Source organism: Fluviirhizobium alvei (genome assembly GCF_030551875.1).
In the GTDB taxonomy this organism is placed as follows: domain Bacteria; phylum Pseudomonadota; class Alphaproteobacteria; order Rhizobiales; family Rhizobiaceae; genus Rhizobium_E; species Rhizobium_E alvei.
Map to the genome: position 1 here is coordinate 370,173 of NZ_JAUOZU010000006.1, position 21,378 is coordinate 391,550.

General features: G+C 60.1%; 16 protein-coding genes. 11 read left to right on the forward strand and 5 right to left on the reverse strand.

The genetic code is table 11. The features are described 5' to 3' along the window. Positions 1-8: 8 nt before the first annotated feature. On the reverse strand, positions 9-1,088 hold the full coding sequence (locus Q4481_RS08170) for a DUF2865 domain-containing protein (protein WP_304375844.1): 1,080 nt from the start codon (positions 1,086-1,088) through the stop codon (positions 9-11). A 164-nt stretch (positions 1,089-1,252) separates the two neighbouring features. Between Q4481_RS08170 and Q4481_RS08175 the strand changes: the two genes are divergently transcribed. Continuing rightward, positions 1,253-2,092 (forward strand): UDP-2,3-diacylglucosamine diphosphatase, encoded by an 840-nt coding sequence (locus Q4481_RS08175; protein WP_304375845.1) that lies wholly within the window; start codon positions 1,253-1,255, stop codon positions 2,090-2,092. Between the two features lie 42 nt (positions 2,093-2,134). Here Q4481_RS08175 and Q4481_RS08180 read toward each other — a convergent pair whose 3' ends face one another. After that, on the reverse strand, positions 2,135-3,397 hold the full coding sequence (locus Q4481_RS08180) for a Glu/Leu/Phe/Val family dehydrogenase (protein ID WP_304375846.1): 1,263 nt from the start codon (positions 3,395-3,397) through the stop codon (positions 2,135-2,137). Positions 3,398-3,847: 450 nt separating this feature from the next. Between Q4481_RS08180 and Q4481_RS08185 the strand changes: the two genes are divergently transcribed. After that, positions 3,848-5,068 (forward strand): MFS transporter, encoded by a 1,221-nt coding sequence (locus Q4481_RS08185; protein ID WP_304375848.1) that lies wholly within the window; start codon positions 3,848-3,850, stop codon positions 5,066-5,068. Here the strand turns inward: Q4481_RS08185 and dgcA are convergent. Next, a complete protein-coding gene (gene dgcA, locus Q4481_RS08190; protein WP_304375849.1) occupies positions 5,020-6,003 on the reverse strand; it encodes an N-acetyl-D-Glu racemase DgcA in 984 nt (327 codons plus the stop codon). The genes Q4481_RS08185 and dgcA overlap by 49 nt on opposite strands. A 146-nt stretch (positions 6,004-6,149) precedes the next feature. Between dgcA and Q4481_RS08195 the strand changes: the two genes are divergently transcribed. The 4 genes from Q4481_RS08195 to Q4481_RS08210 are packed head-to-tail and all read left to right on the forward strand — an operon-like array spanning position 6,150 to position 10,111. Beyond that, entirely contained in the window at positions 6,150-7,292 is a 1,143-nt protein-coding gene (locus Q4481_RS08195) for an ABC transporter permease (RefSeq protein ID WP_304375850.1), read from the forward strand. Between the two features lie 9 nt (positions 7,293-7,301). Further along, on the forward strand, positions 7,302-8,123 hold the full coding sequence (locus Q4481_RS08200; protein WP_304375851.1) for an ABC transporter ATP-binding protein: 822 nt from the start codon (positions 7,302-7,304) through the stop codon (positions 8,121-8,123). Positions 8,124-8,136: 13 nt separating this feature from the next. Next, positions 8,137-9,507, forward strand: coding sequence for an MlaD family protein (locus Q4481_RS08205; RefSeq protein ID WP_304375852.1), 1,371 nt, complete (start codon positions 8,137-8,139; stop codon positions 9,505-9,507). A gap of 13 nt (positions 9,508-9,520) precedes the next feature. Beyond that, positions 9,521-10,111, forward strand: coding sequence for an ABC-type transport auxiliary lipoprotein family protein (locus Q4481_RS08210; protein WP_304376079.1), 591 nt, complete (start codon positions 9,521-9,523; stop codon positions 10,109-10,111). 96 nt (positions 10,112-10,207) lie between these two features. Here Q4481_RS08210 and Q4481_RS08215 read toward each other — a convergent pair whose 3' ends face one another. Beyond that, entirely contained in the window at positions 10,208-17,299 is a 7,092-nt protein-coding gene (locus Q4481_RS08215; RefSeq protein ID WP_304375853.1) for an apolipoprotein A-IV repeat region-like domain-containing protein, read from the reverse strand. Positions 17,300-17,737: 438 nt separating this feature from the next. Here Q4481_RS08215 and Q4481_RS08220 point away from each other — a divergent pair, with 438 nt between their 5' ends. Both Q4481_RS08220 and Q4481_RS08225 read left to right on the forward strand, forming a co-directional pair. Beyond that, on the forward strand, positions 17,738-18,103 hold the full coding sequence (locus tag Q4481_RS08220; RefSeq protein WP_304375854.1) for an Hpt domain-containing protein: 366 nt from the start codon (positions 17,738-17,740) through the stop codon (positions 18,101-18,103). An 84-nt stretch (positions 18,104-18,187) separates the two neighbouring features. Then, a complete protein-coding gene (locus Q4481_RS08225) occupies positions 18,188-18,508 on the forward strand; it encodes a 2Fe-2S iron-sulfur cluster-binding protein (RefSeq protein ID WP_304375855.1) in 321 nt (106 codons plus the stop codon). Positions 18,509-18,903: 395 nt separating this feature from the next. On the opposite strand, the gene Q4481_RS08230 is transcribed toward Q4481_RS08225, so the two are convergent. Continuing rightward, a complete protein-coding gene (locus Q4481_RS08230) occupies positions 18,904-19,530 on the reverse strand; it encodes a DUF922 domain-containing Zn-dependent protease (RefSeq protein ID WP_304375856.1) in 627 nt (208 codons plus the stop codon). A gap of 91 nt (positions 19,531-19,621) precedes the next feature. On the opposite strand from Q4481_RS08230, the gene folP reads away from it, so the two are divergent. The 3 genes from folP to folK are packed head-to-tail and all read left to right on the forward strand — an operon-like array spanning position 19,622 to position 21,367. Further along, on the forward strand, positions 19,622-20,494 hold the full coding sequence (folP, locus tag Q4481_RS08235) for a dihydropteroate synthase (protein ID WP_304375858.1): 873 nt from the start codon (positions 19,622-19,624) through the stop codon (positions 20,492-20,494). After that, a complete protein-coding gene (gene folB, locus Q4481_RS08240) occupies positions 20,491-20,859 on the forward strand; it encodes a dihydroneopterin aldolase (RefSeq protein ID WP_304375859.1) in 369 nt (122 codons plus the stop codon). The genes folP and folB overlap by 4 nt, the downstream gene beginning before the upstream one ends. Continuing rightward, the gene (folK, locus tag Q4481_RS08245) at positions 20,852-21,367 is read left to right on the forward strand and encodes a 2-amino-4-hydroxy-6-hydroxymethyldihydropteridine diphosphokinase (RefSeq protein WP_377353527.1); all 516 of its coding nucleotides are present in this window, start codon (positions 20,852-20,854) and stop codon (positions 21,365-21,367) included. The genes folB and folK overlap by 8 nt, the downstream gene beginning before the upstream one ends. The last annotated feature ends 11 nt before the right edge of the window (positions 21,368-21,378 follow it).

Here is a 21,378-nt window from a genome sequence, read left to right on the forward strand (position 1 = left end):
GCGCCTGTTTAGCGGGACACGGCCCCGGTCGGCGTCTTGTCCGGCGTTACCGCCGAGAAATCGAGATTGCGATCATCCGGCAGGAAGCGTGGGCCGATGATGCGGATCGGTTTGGCGGGATCGTAGTCGCGTTCGGCCTTGCTCGATGCCGGCAGGACCTTGATCTCTTCGGCCTTGAGGCCACCGCGCAGTTCCGGCTTCGACCAGGTAATGGCCGTCGACTTGCTTTCGGGCACATCCTTGTTGCGGATGAAGGCTTCGCGCTTCAGCATCTCGCCGTAATAGAGGCTGAAATTGCAGCCGCATTGCGGGTTGCTGGCCTTGGACTGCGTCCGAAACCGATAGGCATTCGGCAAGGCATCATAACGGCGACCTGTTTCGGTCGAACGCATGTCGTTGCTCTCGCCATTGATCGGGTGATAGTAGAGCTCGGTTTCTGTACCGGGGCACATCATCGAACAGACCTGGGCGTCACGGCGGAAGCCGGTCGAGGAGGCATGCGACGAAATCGGGAAATAGCCGCCATCACAGGTCCGCACGCACATGGTGCGGAAACTGCCATTATTGGAAGCGCCGCCGAGATCGACGAACTGGCTCTGCTGATATTGCAGACGCTCGTCCGGCACCCGGATCGTCTCGGTTCCATCATTGACGATCGGCGCGGACACCGGCTGCGCCACGACGGGCTCTTCGTTGCAGCCTTTCGCCTCGATTTCGGCGAACAGGCGCTGGCGCTCGAGGCCGGTTGCCTCATCCAGCATCAGGGATTGCCGCGTCTGTTCGAGGATTTCGAGATTGCGCTCCATCCGGCTCATCTTTTCCTCAAGGTCGCTGCACTGGCCGGCATCGGTTTCGATGACGATCACGCTGTCGGAGGAGCAATGGGCCTGACGCATCTGGCGACGGAGCGCGCGAATATTGAACTTCTGCGCCGTGATCGCCTGGGCATATTTGCGCGCCTTGGCGGTCGAGCCGGTGGTCGATGTCAGACTGGCCAGTTCGCGATTGAGCATGTCGCATTCGCTGAGCTCGGCCGCCGCGGGGGTGGCTGCAATCAGGAGTGCGAGCGCTGTGAGGGCTTTCAGCATCGGCATCGCCATGAGTTGATGGAACGATGGGCCTGCGTTAGCGCCCATGCGTCAGCAATGCAACAAAAGCATGAAAACGCGCTTAATGGCTTGGGTTAATGGCGTCTGTCATAAAGCTGATACAGGAGTCTGGTTTTCCAGACATGAAAAACGCGAGGCGCCTCATGTCGGAAGAAAGCGAAAACAAAGACAATCGCAAGGTCAGAACTCTGTTCCTTTCGGATATCCATCTGGGTTCAAAGGCGGCCAAGGCCGATTTTCTTCTGGATTTCCTCAGGGTCTACGAAGCCGAAACGATTGTCCTTGTCGGAGACATTGTCGATGGCTGGCGTCTGAAGCGTTCCTGGCACTGGCCGCAGAACTGCAATGACGTGGTGCAGAAACTCTTGCGCAAGGGCCGCAAGGGTGCCCGCATCATCTATATTCCGGGCAACCATGATGCCTTCATGCGCGAATATCCCGGCATCCATTTCGGCGGCATCGAGGTGGAGATGAACATGATCCACCAGGCAGCCGACGGAAAGCGCTATCTCGTGCTTCATGGCGATGAATTCGACGTCGTCGTGCGCAATGCCAAGTTCATCGCCCATCTCGGCGACTGGGCCTATGACACGGCGATTGCGCTGAATGTCGTCATCGCCAAGGTTCGCCGCATGCTTGGCCTGCCTTACTGGTCCTTCTCGGCCTGGGCCAAGCTGCAGGTCAAGCGGGCGGTCAATTTCATCGGCGAGTTCCAGAATGTCGTGGCCGAAGAGGCGCGCCGGCACAATGTCGATGGCGTGATCTGCGGCCACATCCATCATGCGATCATCGCCGATATCGATGGTGTCACTTACATCAACACCGGCGACTGGGTTGAAAGCTGCACGGCGATCGTCGAGCATTTCGATGGCCATATGGAACTCGTGCGCTGGCAGAACACGGCCGATGTGAAGCCGATCCTCGGCCCTCTGGTTCCGATCCGGCTGGTGACGGAAGAGGGCGGCAGCTTTCAGGCTGCCTGAGCCGGGCCAGACCTTTCGGTCCGGCCCGCGCCGGACAGCATCTCAGGGGAACAGGCCGCGCATGGCCTTGGCCTTGGCAACCTTGTCGACACCGATCGCCATGGCGGCAACACGGTGCGGGACATCGTCCTTGTCGACACGCGCCATCACGCGTTCGAACGCATCATCGAGTAGGCCGCGCAGGCGGGTGATGACCTCGTTGCGACCCCAGAACAGCTGCTGCAGGTCCTGCACCCATTCGAAGTAGGACACGATGACGCCGCCGGAGTTGCACAGAATGTCCGGAATGACGAAGATTTCCTTGCGGCGCGACAGGAGAACCGCATCGGCCTCCGGCGTTGTCGGTCCGTTGGCGGCCTCGGCCAGAATACGGCATTGCAGCCGCGGCGCCACCTTTTCATCGATCACGCGCTCGATTGCCGCCGGAACGAGAATGTCGCACGGCTGCACGAGCAGCTCATTGGCATCGAACAGCGCTTCCGTCGAGAAGCCGGCAAGCGACCCGTGGGCGGCCATATGCGCAACGAGCTTGTCGACATCCAGACCCTTGCGGTCGAAATAGCAGGCGGTATGGTCCGAGACACCGATGATCGAAACGCCCTGGCGGGCAAGTTCGATGGCCGCGAAAGAGCCGACATTGCCGAAACCCTGAATGATCGCCGTCGATCCGGCGGCCGGCATATTGAGCCGTTCGAGCGCGCGGGCGATCAGATGCGCGACCCCGAGACCGGTTGCCTCGCGCCGCCCTTCGGTGCCGCCCGAGGAGACCGGCTTGCCGGTGACGATCTCGTTGACGGTGCGGCCCTGATACATCGAATAGGTATCCATGAACCAGGCCATCACCTGCTCGTTGGTACCCATGTCCGGTGCCATGACATCGATATGGGGTCCGACGAACGGGATCATTTCCTGCATGTAGCGGCGTGACAGGCCTTCCAACTCGCGTCGGCTCAGCTTGTAGGGATCGACTGTGACGCCACCCTTGGCGCCGCCATAGGGCAGGCCGGCGAGTGCGCATTTCCAGCTCATCCAGATCGCGAGCGCCGAAACCTCGCCGATATCGACAGAGGGCGCGAAACGCGTACCGCCTTTCGTCGGTCCGAGCGTCAGGTGATGTTGGACGCGGTAGCCCTGGAAGACGGCCGTTTCGCCATTGTCGAGATGGATCGGGCATGAAATCGTAATTGCACGCTTCGGATAAAGCAGCCGGTCCCTGTGGCCTTCCGGTATTTCCAGATAGTTCGCCACCGACACAAACTGGTTGCGGGCCATTTCGAAAACCGGCCCCGTATAGATGTTGGACATTCCTTCCCTCGATCCCGTCAAGCCCCACTCCCTGGGTCTGCCGACTGCCGGCGTGGGGCCATTTATCTGGACTCGGCAGCGGCAAATTCACTCTGCCATGCCTTCATCAAAAAATGTCGAAAATCTGCATTTTGAGCTCTGATTTCATAAGAAATGTGCGCTCTTCGACGATTTTTCTCCAAAAATGAGGTCGATGGGCGCGAAATCTATCGAAAGTCGTCAAAAATCTATAAAATTAGAAAGTCATGATATTGCTTAAGCTGCGTGTCGGATCGCCAAATTCCGGTACACGGAATCCCTGGACGCCTGCTGGTCGAGGAGGGCGGTCAAGATCTCGCACTTGGCAGTGTCGCGACATCATGTTAGCTGATCGTGACCGAGCGCGGATTCCCGTCCGCAACCATCCTCTTAACGGCGTCTGCCGGTATGGCCCGGTTTCTGGACAGGCTTATGCACGATCATCGCAATGTCTCCGCGCGTTCCGGCGTGCCCTCTCATTTCGCGCTACGGGCGGCATTGCTGTTCTGCGCCCCCATGATGGTCAATGGAATCGGTCTGCCTTATTTCCCGGTGTTCCTCGAATATCTGGGGCTGACCGGCGCCGAGATCGGCATCATTCTCGCCATGCCGCATCTGGTGCGAATTGTCGGTACACCACTCGGGGCGGCAATCGCCGATCGTGCGAACGACCGATCAATCGTGCTCATCTGGTCTGCCGCGATCTCGCTGGTGACGGCGGTTATCCTGCATTTTACCCATTCCTTCTGGGCGGTTCTGTTCGTCTATTCGCTGCAGGGGATATTCTACGCCCCCTTCGCGCCGATCGCCGAAGCGATCATGATCACTGGTGTCCGGCGCTGGGGCTTCGACTATGGCTTCCTTCGGCTTTGGGGATCCGTTGCCTTCATCGGCGCGACATTCGCGGGTGGTTGGCTTTTGCAATGGTTCGGAGGCGCCATGGTTCCACCGGCCATGGCGACCTTCTTCATCCTGACCGTGATCATGAGTTTTGCCGCCCCGAAACTTGGCCGACCCGTGCAGCCGTCTCCAGAGGCATCGGCAAAAAGCCCCGTCGGCAATCCGTTCTGGCGTCCGGATTTCCTGCTCGTCGTCATTGGGGCGGCGCTGACGCAAGGGTCGCACGCTATGCTGTTCGGCTTCGCCTCGATCTACTGGACCGGACTTGGCTTCGGGGGTGGCGAAATTGGTGCGCTCTGGACCACCGGTGTTTTGGCTGAAATCGTGATGTTCGTTTTCGCGAGCCGCCTGATGGGTCGCTTCAGCGTCTGGACCCTGATCCTGACCGGTTCGCTGATCACGGTTCTGCGCTGGGTGCTGTTTCCCCTATCAACCGGAATTGCAGTCCATTTTGCACTGCAGGCGACACATGCCTTTACCTTCGGCATCATCCATATCGGCGTGCAGAAGTTTCTGATGCAACGGGTGGCCGAGCGGCAGGAATCCTCGGCGCAAGGCATCTACACGACCTTCATCGCGCTCTTCAATGCGGTATTGTCATTCGCTTCCGGCTACATATTCCAGAGTTACGGCGTCGAAGGCTTCCATTTCATGGTCATCGTCGCCGCCGTCGGCATTGTCTCGATCCTGATCGCACTCTTCCTTCAGCCCCAGAGCGCGCGATCCGGCGGGAAGACCATCGAACCCTCGTAACGAAGCGGCGGCTCGCAATCTTCTGCGAGCAGAAGCGGTCCATCGAGATCGACGAAATCGACATCCTGCGCGAGCAGGATCGCTGGCGCCATGGCGAGCGACGATCCCACCATGCAGCCGACCATGATCCTGTAATCAAGCTCCTGCGCAAGCGCCTTCATGGCGAGCGCTTCGGTCAGGCCGCCGGTCTTGTCGAGCTTGATGTTCACCGCATCATAGCGATCCCTCAATGCGTTGAGATCAGATGTCTTGTGAACGCTTTCATCGGCGCAGATCAGCATCGGATGGTCGATATTGGCCAGGATGGCGTCGCGGCCGGCGGGCAGGGGCTGCTCGATGAGAGCGACTGCGCATTCCGCAGCCACTTTCAGATGATAGTCGAGATTGGTCTCATCCCAACCTTCATTGGCATCGAGAATGATCCGGGCATCGGGTGCCGCTGATCGGACAGCGCGAATGCGGGACGCATCATCCGGTGTGCCGACCTTGACCTTGAGAAGCGCGCGGTCCGCATTCTTGCGGGTCTGCTCGGCCATGATCTCCGGTTCACCGAGAGAAATTGTGTAGGCGGTAACGAGCGAATGCGGTTCTACAATCCGCAAGGTCTGAGCGACCGCGACGCCGCTTGCCTTTGCTTCAAGGTCCCAGAGCGCACAATCCACTGCATTGCGTGCCGCGCCGGCCGGCATGATCTCCATTAACCGATGGCGATCGACACCGCTTGCAACTGCGGCAGCGATTTTCTCTATCTCCGCCCGAACGCTTTCCAGTGTTTCGCCGTAACGTTTGTATGGCACGCATTCGCCGCGACCGGCGAACATGCCGTCACGGATCGTGCAGACCACCACGTCGGCCTGCGTTTTGGCTCCGCGCGAAATCGTGAAACTGCCGGCGATCTTGTAGGATTGGGTTGTGGTTTCAAGGTGACGCGGCACGCCGAATACTCCAGAGTGGGGTTGCTCTCGGACAAGTTTACTTGAACCGGGGTCCGAAACGATGGACAAGAACGACACTGATCGAATCGTTTGTTTGTAGCACAAAGCTGCGATGATCGCCGTCATCGTCGGTTGAGGAAGCCCGGATGCCCGAGACGGAGCAAACAGTACGACTGGACGTCGAGACCCATGGGGGCGGACACCGGATCGTTCTTCACGGCCGTTGGATCAATACCACGATCGCCGTCGTTGACGCACAACTGCGCGCCTTGCCCGCTTCGCTCTCTGCCGGGCCGATTGCGATCGATCTCTCGAATGTCAGCGAAATCGATACCGGCGGCGCCTGGCTGATCCGTCGCCTTGAGGTTGCCCTAAAGAGCACCGGCGCCCAGGTGGATCTGGGTGAATCCAGACCGGGCGTCCGTGAACTCATCCTCGCCTTGCCAGAGCGGATTCCGGAACCGTCGTTCAGCAAACAGCGTCAGCCGCTCTTCCAGCAGGTTTTCGCGCCGATCGGCGAACTGACCTATGAGCTCTGGCGCGATGTGTTGCGGTCGCTCTCGATCCTTGGATCGGCGGTAAGAGGGGCACAGCTCAAGCTGGGGCGCGGCAGTGCCATATCGCCTGCCGCAGTCTTTACCCAGATCGAGCAGATGGGTGTCAATGCGGTCCCGATCATCGCGCTCATGTCGTTTCTGATCGGCGCCATCATTGCCCAGCAGGGGGCGTTCCAGCTGCGCTATTTCGGGGCCGAAGTGTTCGTGGTCGATCTTGTCGGCATCCTGCAATTGCGGGAAATCGGCGTGCTCTTGACGGCGATCATGGTCGCGGGCCGTTCCGGCAGCGCCATCACGGCCGAAATCGGCTCGATGAAGATGCATGAGGAAATCGATGCCCTGAATGTGATGGGGCTCAATCCGGTCGGCGTCCTGATCTTCCCGCGTCTGCTCGCCCTGGTTTTCGTTCTGCCGCTTCTGACGATCATCGCCAACTTTGCCGCCCTTGGTGGAGCGGCGGTGGTTGCCAATGTCTATTCCGGCATCACCTATGAAGTGTTCCTCGGACGCCTGCAAACGGCCATCGACCTGTCGACTGTCATTTCCGGAATGCTCAAGGCACCGTTCATGGCACTGATCATCGGCATCGTTGCATCCGTAGAAGGGATGAAAGTCGGCGGCAGCGCGGAATCGCTCGGCCGCCATGTCACGGCATCGGTGGTGCGGTCGATCTTCGTCGTCATCCTTGTCGATGGCTTGTTCGCGATGTTCTACGCTGCAATCGATTTTTGAGGAGCGGCTGTGCAGGATCAGGTTTCGTCAGCAAATCCGGCTCGGGAAAGTCTGCTTTCGGTGCGCGGCGTCAGCGTTGGTTTCGGGGACAATCTGGTTCTCGATAATCTCGATCTCGACGTCTATCGTGGCGAGATCCTCGGTTTCGTTGGGGCATCGGGCACAGGGAAATCGGTTCTGATGCGGACGATCCTCCGGCTGATACCGCGCCGCGCGGGCAAGATCGAACTGCTGGGCTCCGATTACGGGGCGCTGCCGGACAACGATCGCTACATGCTGGATATGAAGCTCGGTGTCATGTTCCAGCATGGGGCGCTTTTCTCGGCACTGACCGTAAAGGAAAACATCCAATATCCGATGCGCGAATATCTCGATCTGTCGCCGGCGCTGATGGATGAATTGGCGCGGCTGAAGATCGAACTGGTCGGCCTGGCCCCCGAGGCGGCCGACCGTTATCCATCCGAACTTTCGGGCGGCATGATCAAGCGAGCGGCGCTTGCGCGTGCGCTCGCGCTCGATCCACAGCTCGTCTTTCTCGATGAGCCGACTTCCGGACTGGATCCGATCGGCGCTGCCGAATTCGATGAATTGATCGCGCGGCTTCGTGATACGCTTGGCCTGACTGTCTATATGGTGACACATGACCTCGATAGTCTGTTTTCGGTCTGTGATCGGATTGCGGTTCTCGGGAAGAAGCGTGTATTGGTAGACGGCACGTTGCAGGACATGATGAACTGCCCGGATGAGTGGGTGCAATCCTATTTCCGGGGAAAACGAGCGCGCCAGATGCCTGCCTCCAGGCAGTTCGGCAAGGGTTCGGAATTGGCGTGAGGCGGTAGGACGAATGGAAACAAAGGCAAATTACGCAATTGTCGGCTTCTTCACCCTTATGGTGGTGTTGGCCGCATTTGTGTTCGTCTACTGGATGTCCGTCTATGGCCGCGAAGGCAAGATGGAACAGCTGATTCTGCGCATTCCGGGCTCTGCCAACGGCCTGAGCGTCGGCTCGCCCGTGCGTTTCAACGGCATTCCGATCGGTTCGGTCCGTCAGCTCGATTTCGATCGCGAGGATCCGGCATTTTCGCTGGCGCTCACGGAAATCCGCTCCGATTCCCCGGTCTATCCCACCACCCGCGCCGTGCTGGAAATCCAGGGCCTGACGGGGGCTTCCTATATCGAAATGTCGGGTGGCAACCCGAAGGATGAGCCGGTGCTGGTCACGGCGCACCGCGAGGGCAAGGTCGCCGTCATTCTCGCCGAGCAATCGGGTGTCACGAACCTGCTCGCCACGGCTTCCGAAATCATGAAGAAGACGGATGCGACGCTCGACGTGATCAAGGGATTCACCGAGCAGAACCGCGAACCGCTGAGCGCGACCATCCGCAATGTCGAGACCTTCTCCAAGGCGCTCAAGGACAATTCCGACGGGATCGACCGCTTTCTCGGCAGCGTCAGCGGCCTTTCCGATACATTCAACAAACTCTCCGGCCGGCTCGATTCGACGCTCGCTTCGGTGGATTCGCTCGTCAAGGCGGTTGATGCCAAGAAGATCGACAGCATTCTCGCCAATGCAGACAAGATCAGCGGCGATCTTGCCGACGCGTCGGGCGAGGTCAGCAAGACCATCGAATCCTTCCGCAAGACCGCGGATACCTATCGCGATATCGGCGAGAAGGCGTCCAAGACACTCGACAATGTCGATCGCCTGATCGCAGCCGTCGATCCGGCAAAGCTTGGCCAGTCGATGGACGATATCCAGGCGAGCGCCGCCGATGCGCGCAGCGCCATCGCAGCCTTCAAGGGCGTTTCGGAAGATATCTCCAAGCGTCGCCCGGATATCGACCGGCTGATCGCCAACTTCACCGATATGTCGGACAAGCTCAACAAGGCCTCGACCCGTGTCGATGGCGTGCTCGCCAAGGTCGACAGTTTCCTGGGCTCGGGTGATTCCTCATCGCTTTTTGCCGACGCGCGCGAGACGATGAAATCGTTCAAGGCGGTGGCCGACAATCTCAATGCGAAAATCGGGCCGATTGCCGACAATCTCGCCCGTTTCTCGGGTTCCGGGTTGAAGGATATCGAAGCTTTGGTGCAGGATACCCGTCGCACCATGCGGACGTTGGATTCGGCTGTTACCCGGCTGGATCAGGATCCGCGCAGACTGATTTTCGGCGGTGAGGAAGTAAAGCGTTATGACGGACGTACAAGGCGTTGATGGTGTGAAGACAATGGTCCGTTCGTATGCTTCGCTTGTTGTTCTCCTGTCCGCGTCAGCGCTTTTGAGCGGCTGTATCGGCGGTGGCGCCAGCAATGACACTTTTGCCCTGACGAGTGTCGGCGCGGTCGAGGGGCCGGCTGCGCGGAACCGCCAGATTCTCGTGCCCGAACCCACCGCCCTGAAGGCGCTCGATTCCGAGCAGGTCGTGATCCGTCTGTCGGGCGCCGAATTGCAATATCTCGACAAGTCCCGCTGGAGCGATCGCCTGCCGCGCATGGTTCAGTCGAAGCTGGTCGAGGCGTTCGAGAATACCGGCAAGCTCGGAGGCGTCGGCAAGCCGGGCGAGGGGTTGGCGATCGATTACCAGATCGTCTCCGATATCCGTGCGTTTGAAATTCTCTCGGACGGATCGGACCGGGCCCGGGTGGCGATTTCGGTCAAGATCCTCAACGACCGCAATGGTTCGGTGAAGGCACAGCGGGTCTTCAGTTTCGAGGCGCCCGTTTCCGGAACCGGCAACCGCGCCTATGTCGCAGCACTCGACCGCGCCTTTTCGAAGGTCAGCAGTGAGATCGTCGGCTGGACGCTGCAATCGATCTGATCTTGAGCCGCTGCTTTCCTCAACACGGAACAAGTCGCTGAAAATCAAAAAGCCGCCCCGATGGAGCGGCCTTTTTCATATTCGGTTGTCCGTTACTTAGCTGAAGCGACCAGCAGCATGGGCAAGCATCGTATAGACCTTGCCGGTATCCGAGGTCAGGTAGCTCTGGGTCAGTGCGCGGTCGCGGTCGTTGCGAGCCACATCGGCCAGCAGCTTCTCGAAATCGTTGATGTAACGATCGACCGCCGAGCGGAACTCGACTTCGCGCTCGTACTTGCGCTTGATGTCGTCGAAGGTCTGCTGTCCCTTGAGCGTATAAAGCCGCCGGGTGAAGACATCCTTCTCGCCGCGCTGGTAGCGGCGCCAGAGATCGACGAACGCGTCATGGTCGATCGCACGTGCGATATCCACCGACAGGGAGTTGAGCGATTCCACCATGTGGCGCGGGTTGCGGTTGTCCGGCCGCGCCGCCTGCTGCTGGTTTTCGGTCGGTGCGACCGGCGTCACCAGCGGTTCGTCCCGCGAGGCGTTGCGGAGCAGGTCCGAAATCCAGCCCTGTCCATCTTCGCGACGGGTGACGACGGGCTCGGACGGCTGCTGGCGCTGCTGTTCGACCATGGTGCGCTCGATACCGAGGCTGCCGCGCAATTCAGGGGCGCGCTGTCGCGTGTCCTGCACCGGCGCAGCCGGACGAACAGTCTCGGTGCGCTGGGTCACCGGCTGGCTTTCCACTGGACGCGATGCGGCGGGCGCTTCCGCGCGGCGGACGGGCTGCGGCTGTGCCGGCTGTGCTGCCGCAACCGGCTGCTGCGGAACCGGACGCTGTTCGACGACCGGTTGGGCGACCTCGGCACGCGGTGCCGGTTCACGTTTGGGCTCGATCCGGGGTGCGTCGAGATGCGATGCGGAAGCGCCGATGATCGAGGAGAGTTCCTGCAGCGCACGAACCTGTTCGGCCACCGCACGACGCATTTGCGCTGCGCTTTCCTTGGCCTCTTCCGGCAGGTCGAAAGCACCGCGCTTCAATTCGCTGCGCGTATCGTTGAGTTCCTTGCGGATCTCGCCGGCGGTGCGGCGGATTTCCTCGGTGGCGCCGGTGAAGCGACCGACGGCATCCTCGACCGCGTCCTTGATCGAATTGCGCATCTGTTCCGCCGTTGCCATCGAGCGCTGGCCGCTTTCGCCAAGCACGCGTTCGACTTCGGAAGCGGAGCTGGCAATGCTGCCACGCAGACGGTTGGCAATTTCCTCGGCCCGTCGATGGGCCTGGGCGAGGGCGGATTCCATCGAGTTCGACGCTTCTTGCGCCGCCGAGCCGACCGATGCCTTGACGGTCGAAGCCATCTCGCTGGCGCGCCGTTCGGTATCGGAGAGGATCTGGCCGATCTCGGAGAAGGATGTCTGTACGCCCGCCTTGAGATTGGCCGAAACCTGGCCCGAACGCTGTTCGGCGCGGTCGAAGGCCGCATCGACCAGGTTGGCAAGCGAACGCATGGTGTTCTCGATATCTTCGGAGCGGCGCAGGAGACCCACGGCCAGCGTCTGAAGCGCTTCCTCGCGCTCGCCAAGCGTCGAGACGAGGTTGGACTGGGCGGCGGCCAAAAGTTCCGAAGCCTGTCCAAGCACCTTGGAATGATCATCGAAGCGACCGACGATGCCGACGATCTGGCCCAGCGTCTCGCCGGAGACGGTCGTCAGGCGGTCAGCCTTGCCTTCGAGCAGGCGGGCCGAAGCGCTGACCGATTCCGAGGCGCGCGAGGCGGTTCCCTCGAAACGTTCCGCCGTCGCGTTGAGCGTCCGGTCGATCGTTGTCAGGTTGGTGCTGGCATCGTTGACCAGTCTCTGCAGGCCGGCATTGCTTTCGTCGAGGGCGCTGATCAGGCTGGTAACCGTATCGCGCAGCGTCTGTTCTGTGCCGGCCACCGCGCGTGCGGCTTCAGCCGTCCGCGAGGCAATCGCATCGACGAGCGCTGCATTTTCGGTCTTGAGCGCTGCGGCTCCTTCCTGAACGGCAGCAGCAATTCGACCGGCAGCGTCGCGACCGATTTCGGCAAGCGAGTCGGCTGCGGGTCTCGCCTTTTCGTCGATAAGCTTGCTGAGCTCCATCGAGCGCGCAGCGAGCATCGAGTTCAGCTCGCGGCTTCTGTCGTCGAGCGTGGCGCGGATCGTTTCGTTGCGGGTCGCCAGTGCCTTTTCAGCCTGATCGAGGCTGGCGCGAACCGTAGCCGATTCTTGTTCGACGCGGCTGCGTGCCGTTTCGATATCGCTGGCGAACTTGCTGGCGCTATCGGACAGCGACCGCGCGAACGCATCGGCACGCTCGCTGAGCGATTCAGTAATGCCGGAGGATTTGGCAGCGATCTCGTCGGTAAACTCGACGCTGCGGGCCGAGATCGATTCGACGATCCGTGCGGCATCCGCGTCCATCGACTGGGCGGCATCGACGACAGCCGAACGCAGCGTCGAAGCAAGACCGGATGCCTTGCCGTCGATCGTGCGCGACACGGCTTCGAGACCGACTGACAGGGCCTTGTCCATGGTGGAGAGCCGTTCTTCGACACGCGCGGTCTTGCTGTCGAAGGTCTCGGCAATCTGCGCCGTCCGCGTTTCGAGCGACTGTTCGATCGTCTGGATACGGGTATCGAGCACAGACTGGATGGTCGAGGCACTGCCATCGACATGATCGGTCAGACGGGCTGCACGGCTTTCCAGCGTTTCGGCGATCCGCGCCGTGCGGTCATCAAGGGCGTTGGAAAGCTGGCTCGTGCTGCCATCCAGCGTTTCGATGATACGGTTCGTCTTGCTGTCCAGCGTTTCGGCGATCCGGTCGCGGTTGGTTTCCAGCGTTTCCGTGAGCCGATTGGCATTGCCTTCGAGCGTCTCGGAAATCCGGTTGGCGTTGAATTCCAGCGTCCCCTGCAGACGGTTGGTGCCGCTTTCCAGCGTGTCGGCAATGCGCGCGGAGCTGTTTTCAAGCGATTCCGCGATCGTGGCGCCATGCTGGCCAAGCGTTTCGGCGATACGATCGGCAGCTTCCGCCGAACGGCTGTCGAACAGTTCGACATGAACGGCAAAGCGCTCGGAAAGCTGCTGGCCGGCTTCATCGATACGCTGGGCGAAGTGGCCGGCATCGTTGCTGAGGCCGGCTTCGATGCTGGCAAGGCTCGATGCAATCTTGCCGCCGGTCTCGTCGAAACGCTGCGTCATCATATCGAGCGTCGATTCCATGCGTGAGCCGAAATTCTCGGCAATCCGCGCCATTTCGTGGGCTTTTTCGCCGAACTGACCGGCAATCGCGCTCGTGGTTTCCTGCACAGACAGGTCGATACGGTCGGCGCTTTCGGCAATGGCGGCCCTGAGTGCGGCTTCGCGCTCTTCGAGCTTCATGTCCAGCATCATGATGTTGGACAGCATGTTGGCGGCACCCGATTGCAGCCGTTCATCGAGCTCATGTCCGCCGGCCTCGATCGTCGAGCGAAGCGCTTCGCGATGGCTGGCGATCTGTGCGATCAGATTTTCCGCCTGCTGGCTCAGCGTGTCGACGCCCTCATCGAGGCGGCCGCGCAGCGAATCGTAATTCTCGGAAAGCTTGAGGTTGATCGAGATTGCGGTGTCCAGAAGCCTCTCGTCGAGCGTCTGGGTAGCCTGGTCGATGGCGGCGGCGAGAGACGCTTCCCGCTCGGCGAGGCTCGTTTCCAGTTTCTTCGATTGGCTGGTCAGAGCCATAACGCTCGCCTGCATGCGTTCATCCACCGCATCGGCCGTAACATCGAGCACCTGGCGGAGGTTCTTTTCCCGGCTGTCGATGGCTTCGGCAAAGCGCGATGCACTTTCATCGAGCGCATTCGCACCCTGGTTCATCGCTTCTGCGAGGCGGGACGAATGCTCGCTCACGCGCGATGCGAGACTGTTCGTCGCATTCTCGACCGTATCGGTAATCGTCGCCACATTGACACCGACCGTCTCGCCGATGGACGAAACGCTGCGGTCCAGCGTTTCGCGTAGCTTGGCTTCATTGTTTTCGAACGAGAGTTCGAGCATGCTGGAACCCATCGCAAGCGTCGTCCCGATCGCGGTGGTCTGCTCGTTGAAAGTCTCGTCGATCTGTTGGCGGCCCTCGGTCAGCGCGATCGTGATCGCGTTGGCGCGGTCCTCAAGCGTTGCGCGAATGCGCTCATGCGTATCGTTGAGCTTTTCCTCGATATTCGAGCTGCCCATTTCCAGCGAGAGCGCAATTTCCATCGCCGAATTTGCAAGCCCTTCCTCGATCCGTCTGGCTGCGCCGGATGTGGCTTCCTCGATGCGGCCCGCGCCCTGATCGAGCATGGAGGCGACGGCATTGCCACGGTCCTGAAGGGTTGCCTCCAGCCGCTGTGCCGCGCCGTCGGTAATGTCCTGCATGCGAGCGGTGCCATGCTCGAGAGCGGATTCGAGCGCGGCAGAACGTTCTTGCAGGCTGCCTTCGATCCGCTGGGTGGCGTTCCGTGTCGCTTCCTCGATCCGGCCGGCGCCGTTCTCAAGCGAGCTGGCGACGGTGTTTCCATGCTGCTGCAGGCTTTCCTCGATCCGCTGTGCGGCACCATCGGTAATGTCCTGCATGCGGGCAGTGCTGAGGTCGAGAGAAAGCTCGAACGCAGAAGAGCGCTCAAGCAGGCTGCCTTCGATCCGCTGGGTCGCGTTGCGTGTTGTTTCCTCGATCCGGTCTGCGCCACTCACGATCGTATTTGCAACGGTGGTTCCGTGCTGCTGCAGGGTTTCCTCGATGCGCTGGGTCGCGCCATCGGTAATTTCCTGCATACGGGCCGTGCTGAGGTCGAGCGAAAGTTCGAACGCGGAGCTGCGTTCCAGCAAGCTGCCTTCGATGCGCTCGGCTGCAGCGGCTGTTACCGTTTCGATCTGGTTCGCGCCACGTTCGATGGCGTTTTCCATCGCGGCTGCCCGTTCCTGCAGTGTGCCGCCAATCCGGTCGGCTGCATTGACGGTGGCCGCGTCCAGGCGGTTCAATCCCTGTTCGAGAACCTGTTCGACAGCGCCGGTCCGTTCCAGCAGTTTTTCGTCCAGCTGGCGGGCGGCGGCGTCCGTGAGCTCGGCCATACGCTCCGTGCCAGCCGCAAGAACCGAGGCGACTTCTGCGGAACGTGCCTGCAGGCTGTTTTCGAGCGCCTGCTGGTGTTCGCTGAAAGTGGCCGCGACCGTGATGGCCTGTTCGCCGAGCGTGCGGGAGAGGCGCGAACGCGCATCATCCACATTGCCGGTAATCAGCTCCGTTCCACGGCTGATCGCTGTCTCAAGCCGCGCGTTGTTGGCGGCAAAGGCATTTTCGATCTCCACGGCTTTGCCGTCGAGCAGGGCGGACATTTTCTCATGTCCACCGCTGATGGCCGAGGTGATGGCGCTGGCGCGATCATCGATCTTGGCCACGAGCGCATCGGCCTTGGCGCCAAAATTGGCGTCGAGATTGGTCTGCGCCTGCGAAATTGCCGACGTGATGGCACTGACACGGCTGTCGAGCGAGGATTCGATCAGTTCCTGACCGGTGCCCAGCGCGGTTTCGATGCTGAGCGACTGGCCCGTGAGTGTTGACGTGAGGCGCTCGATCGTCGAGGTCAGAACCTCCTCGATCGCCGCCGCTGCACCACCCGCCGAACTGTTGATGCGGGTGAGGCTTTCTGAAAGCTTGCTATCGAGCGTGCCGGCACGACGGTCGAACGCATCGGCGAACTCGTTGATGCGACCGTCGAACGCGCTTGAGACCATATCGATCGAGGAGCGGAACTTTTCCTCGAACAGACCGGAGCGCAGATCGAGATCGATGATCGTATCGTCGACGGTCGACTTGAGCGTCTGGCGGAACTGGGCGCCCTTTTCATCGAGCGACGAGTTGAGGCTGTGAAGAATGTCGTCGAGGCCGCCTGTGATGGCCTGTTCGCCGACACTGAGCGACTCGTTGATCTGCCGGGTACGGGCAATCAGCGTTTCATTGAGCTGGCGGGTGCGTTCCTGCAGCGCGGCATTGAGCTTCTCGGTATTGGCGTCGAGCATGGATGCCCGTGTCTCGAATTCGGACAGAAGTGCACGGCCACGTTCGGACAGGGTGGAGCCGAGCAACTCGATGCGGGAATCGAATTCGCCCGCCATCGAGACTGTGGAATTCGTGATCGCGGCAACGAGGCTGTCCGCCTTGGCCGCCAGGAGCGAGCCGACCGAACCTGCGGCAAGCCCGGTCTTTTCCATGACCATGGCGGCCTGGGTGTCGAGCATCTGGGCGATGGCCGCCCCTGACGTCGAAATCTGCCGGGAGATGGCAACGCTGGCGCCGGCAAGTTCGTCCTTCAGCTGATCATGCGCACCCGAAATGGACGAGCGCACACGTTCGGCGTGATTGACGATGGCTTCGCGCTCGGAACCGAGTTCCTGAACCAGGCTGCGGACGCGCATTTCATTGTCGGTATAGCTGCGCTCAAGCGCATTCACTTCCGAATGGACGAGGGATTCGAGCTCGGTCGCACGGGCGATCGTCCGCTCGATGCCTTCGTTCATCGCGTTGACTTCACGACGCACGGCCTGACCGACAGTCATGATCCGTTCGGCGGCGATCTTGTCGGGTTCGCTCAACCGGAGCGCCATTTCCGCCATCGAGCGGGCGGCGTGCCTGAGTTCGCGGGCCCGGGCGATCATGGTCGCAAAGGCGAAGAAGATGAGAATGGGGAAGGTGGTTCCGACCAGGATTCCCGCGGCCCCCGGAATGGCAAACAGTTCCTGAAGCGAACCGACCTGCCAGATTGCCGGCGAATAGAGCAGATGTGCGGTCCCAAGACCAAGCAGCACCCAGAGAACCGAAATGATCGCGGCGATCCGCACTGGCGACATGCCCGATGCCGGATCGGCGTCTCTCAGATAGGCCGTCGTGGCGGCCATGCGCTGGTCGTTTGCCGGTCGATGGGCTGGCGATTTCGGGCCCGGTTCAGGCGCAAGTTCACGCGCGATATCCTCGGAGCGGCTCCGGGATTTCGGATCGTTCTTTGCGCCGGCATTCGGGGCGCCCTGATTGGCAACATCAGACAAATTGGCCTCCAGAGGGTCGCTCTTGCCGCGCGGTCGATCATCGTGGAAGTCAATGGCCAGTGCATCTTCCAATGCCTTGTAGGCATTGTTTGCCGCTGCATCGTCTTCCTTCCTGCTCGTCATCCGCCTACGCCTTACTCTTTTACGCGGCTTGCGACGCCGAAATCATTCCGGCCCGCCAGCCTGCTAACCGGCAATTCCTTGGGATCTTAACATATTTTCAGATCCGTCGGTGTGGCATTTCTGAAACCGCCCAAGGACAAGAAAATTGCCTCCGGTCGGACAGAACGCCACGATGCCACGTTACGTAGTGGCACAGAAGTCTTTTTGATACAATCACTTGGGGTGGTTGGATCGATAGTGGTTAACAGTTTGTTAAGGGTCACTTCGATCCTCCGGGAAAAATTCCTGAACGAAAATATCGGTTTAGAGCGCATTAACCATTCGAATAGAAATTCAACCGCCAAATTGCCGTAATTAAGAATTCATCCGGTGCGATCTGGGAAACTGGTCCGGTCAAAAAACGGGCTTGTCCCACAAACAAACAGACAGGGAAGTACCATGGCAGCGTTGAGTATCGCATTCGAAGCCCCGGACAATTATCGCGGCAACGCCTTCAACCACAGCCCCATCGATCTTGTTCATCTTGCACGCCAGACCTCCGGCGATCAGCGGCTCGAGCTGGAAGTTCTGCACACCTTTGCCCGCCAGGCAAGGATCTGCATGCAGGAACTCTCTTCGGGCCAGCGCGAGCAGGTGGTGGCGATCGCCCACAAGCTCCGCGGCGCGGCCCAGGCCGTCGGTGCCTTCAAGGTGTCGGATGCGGCCGAACAGCTCGAAGCGGCCAATGACGATGCGGCCTCGATGGCGCGTCTCGGCCAGGCTGTCGTCGAAGCCGAAAACTATATTCTCAAGCTGTCGCGCTGATCGCGCGACAAAAGGCTGTGTTGACGCTTTCGGCTTTTTGTTGGAAAACGCGCTACCTCCACAGATGAGCGGGTCTTTCAACATATGCCTAAACTAGTCATTATCGAATCCGACGGCAACCGTCACGAACTTGAGGTGGCCGTCGGTTCCACAGTCATGGAAAATGCCGTCCGCAACTCCATTCCGGGAATTGTCGCCGAATGCGGCGGTGCGTGCGCCTGTGCCACCTGTCACGTCTATGTCGACGAAGCCTTTGCGGAAAAGGCTGGTCAGCCTGACCCGATGGAAGAGGACATGCTCGACTTTGCCTACGATGTCCGTCCCACCTCGCGTCTTTCCTGTCAGATCAAGATGACGCAGGACCTCGATGGACTGACGGTCCATGTTCCCGAGAAGCAGGCCTGAACGTGCTCTGTCGTTGAAAAATCGCGGGCAAAAAATTGCCTCGCTCAGTTTTTGTGAGCGAGGCTAGTTTGACGCATCTGATGCCAGGCGAGGGAGGAGACACCTGGCGCCAACTCCATGCGCCTTGGGAAACCGAAAACGCCACATAACCAACTCCGAATGACAGTAACAACTGCCTCTAACTGATAGTTGAACGCTAGTTCAGACTGACGACAAGCGCAATTCGTAGATTTCACCCGTAATTCACAAGTGTCTTGTTAAGCTCCACGCAAGATACAGGTTCTTTTGGCGAGATCTGACCGTCAAAAGTTGCATCAACCCGGTCCGGTGGCCACAAGGTAACGACTCGTGGCGCAATGAACCCCGATTCGGCAGATCTGGACGGGTGGCAAATCTCAGTTCGTGACTTTGCGCGATTGTTGGCGGTATTTAAGAAGCCTTGCCATCCGGCTTTCGAAATTTGCAGCTTCGATCCGGTCAAATTGCTGCTGGGCCTTGTCATGAGAGGCGAGCAGCTCGTTCGACAGTTTGCTTACTTTCGCCTTCAGAACATCGCAGGACTTTGCCGGTCGCAATGCCAGAATGGCCTTTTCGAGATCGCGCGCATAGGAGCGGGCGATTTCCGCATGCCGCTCTTCATGGCGCTTGATATCGGATGACAGCGTATCCCATACGAGCGCCATCTTGGCATTGGCCTTCTTGCGGTTGGTCCAGCGCGGCAGAAGCAGTTTCGTATTGAGCGACACCTTGGCGCCGCCGATCCGACAATTTCCCTTGCCGCTCACAAAGGTCGCGGCCCCATCGAACTTGATCTTCGTTGCTCCTGGATGCCGACGGCCTGTGACGCTCGACATCGGACCGCGCTTCTTCATTTCGCGATCGAGATCGGCGGCGGTGCTGCCGCCGATGCTGAAATAGGTGGTGGTTTTGCTAATGATCGTCTCGCCCTGCGTCGAATACGGAACGAGCGCCAGTAACAGGCAGAGAGCAACCGCTGTCTTGGTTCGTTTTGCGTGCTGCATTTTCGACCTCCTCCTGTGCCAAACAAGGTTTGAGACATTGTTTGGTCCCAGACAATATGCAATCAGCACAAAAAACAAGACCGGAGTAACAATGAATTCACCCTTTGCATCGCGCCTGTGGCAGCTTGCGCACGGCCGCAGCCTTGAACTCGGTCCAGCCGGGCGGCTGATGGCGATCATCAATGTCACGCCTGATTCCTTTTCGGATGGCGGGCGCTTTGCCGGTCTCGACGACGTGCTGGCCGCCTGCCAGGCCGCGATTGATGCGGGCGCGGACATTCTCGATATCGGCGGGGAATCGACGCGTCCCGGTGCGGCCGAAGTTACCGCTGCGGAAGAGCAGGACCGCGTCCTGCCTGTGATCGAGGCACTTGCAGCACGCCTGCCGACGGTCCTTTCGATCGATACCTATCGCGCCGAAACTGCTGATCTCGCTGTTGCGACGGGCGCCCATATCATCAATGATGTGCATGGCCTGCAGCGAGAGCCTGCAATTGCCGATGTGGCGGCCAGGCACCGGGCCGGTCTCTGTATCATGCATACCGGTCGTGGTCGTTTGAAGGCTGCCGATGTGATCGAGGACCAGCGGATCTTTTTCGAGAAATCGCTTGCGATTGCGCAGACGGCGGGCAACCAGGCGGGGCAGATCGTGTTCGATCCCGGTTTCGGCTTCAACAAGGAGACGGTCGAGGAAAACACCGAACTTCTGGCACGGTTCGCGGAATTGCATGAACTGGGCTATCCGTTGCTGGTCGGCACTTCGCGGAAACGGTTTCTGGGAGCGCTGACCGGGCGCGATGCAGCCGGGCGTGACGTGGCGACCGCCGCGACAACCGCTCTTCTGCGTCGTGCGGGGGCGGCGGTTTTCCGGGTCCACCATGTCGCAATCAACAGGGACGCACTTATGGTCGCAGATGCTATCGTAAAGGCCGATCGCACTATTGGCGAGGAGGGGAACCCGTGAACGAGACCTATGTGATCACGCTTGCCAATTGTGCATTCTTTGCCCGCCATGGGGTGATGGATGAGGAAGAACGGCTCGGCCAGCGCTTCTTCGTCGATGCCGAAATGGAAGTACGTCCGACCAAGCCGCTGGAAGAGGATGCGATCGATTCGACCGTCGATTACGGCGCCGCTTTCAAGCTGATCGAGAAGATCGTAACCGGGCGCCGCTTTTTTCTCATCGAGGCGCTCGCGCTTGATGTCGCCAAATCTCTCTGCGCGCAGTACCCGCAGATCGTCCGCGCCAGGATTACCTTGCGCAAACCCAGCGCGCCGATTGCGGGCATGCTCGACCATGCTCAGGTAAGTGTAGAATATCGTGTCTGAACAAGAACCGGCCGTCACGGCCTATCTCGGTCTCGGCGGCAATGTCGGCGATCCCGTCGCCTCGATGGCGGAAGCCTTGCGGGCGCTGGATGCGCGCGCGGACTGCTCCGTCGAGGCCGTTTCCCGGCTCTACCGAACGCCGCCCTGGGGCAAGACCGACCAGGCCTGGTTCTTCAACTCGGCCGCGGCCATCCGAACGACGCTGGCGCCGCAGGATCTTCTCGATCTCTGTCTGTCGATCGAACGGCAGATGAAGCGCGAACGCCTCGAACGCTGGGGACCGCGGACGCTCGATATCGACATTCTTGCCTATGGCTCGCTCGAGATCAATGTCGACCGGCTTCATGTCCCGCATCCGCGCATGCAGGATCGGGCCTTCGTGTTGATGCCGCTCATGGATGTCGCGCCCGGTTTCGTCTTCGGCGGCAGATCGGTGGAGAGCTGGCTCGAGGATGCCGACCGCGCCGGGATCGAGGTCGCGGACTCCCGTTCCGATTGGTGGCGCTGATCGCAGGGCGG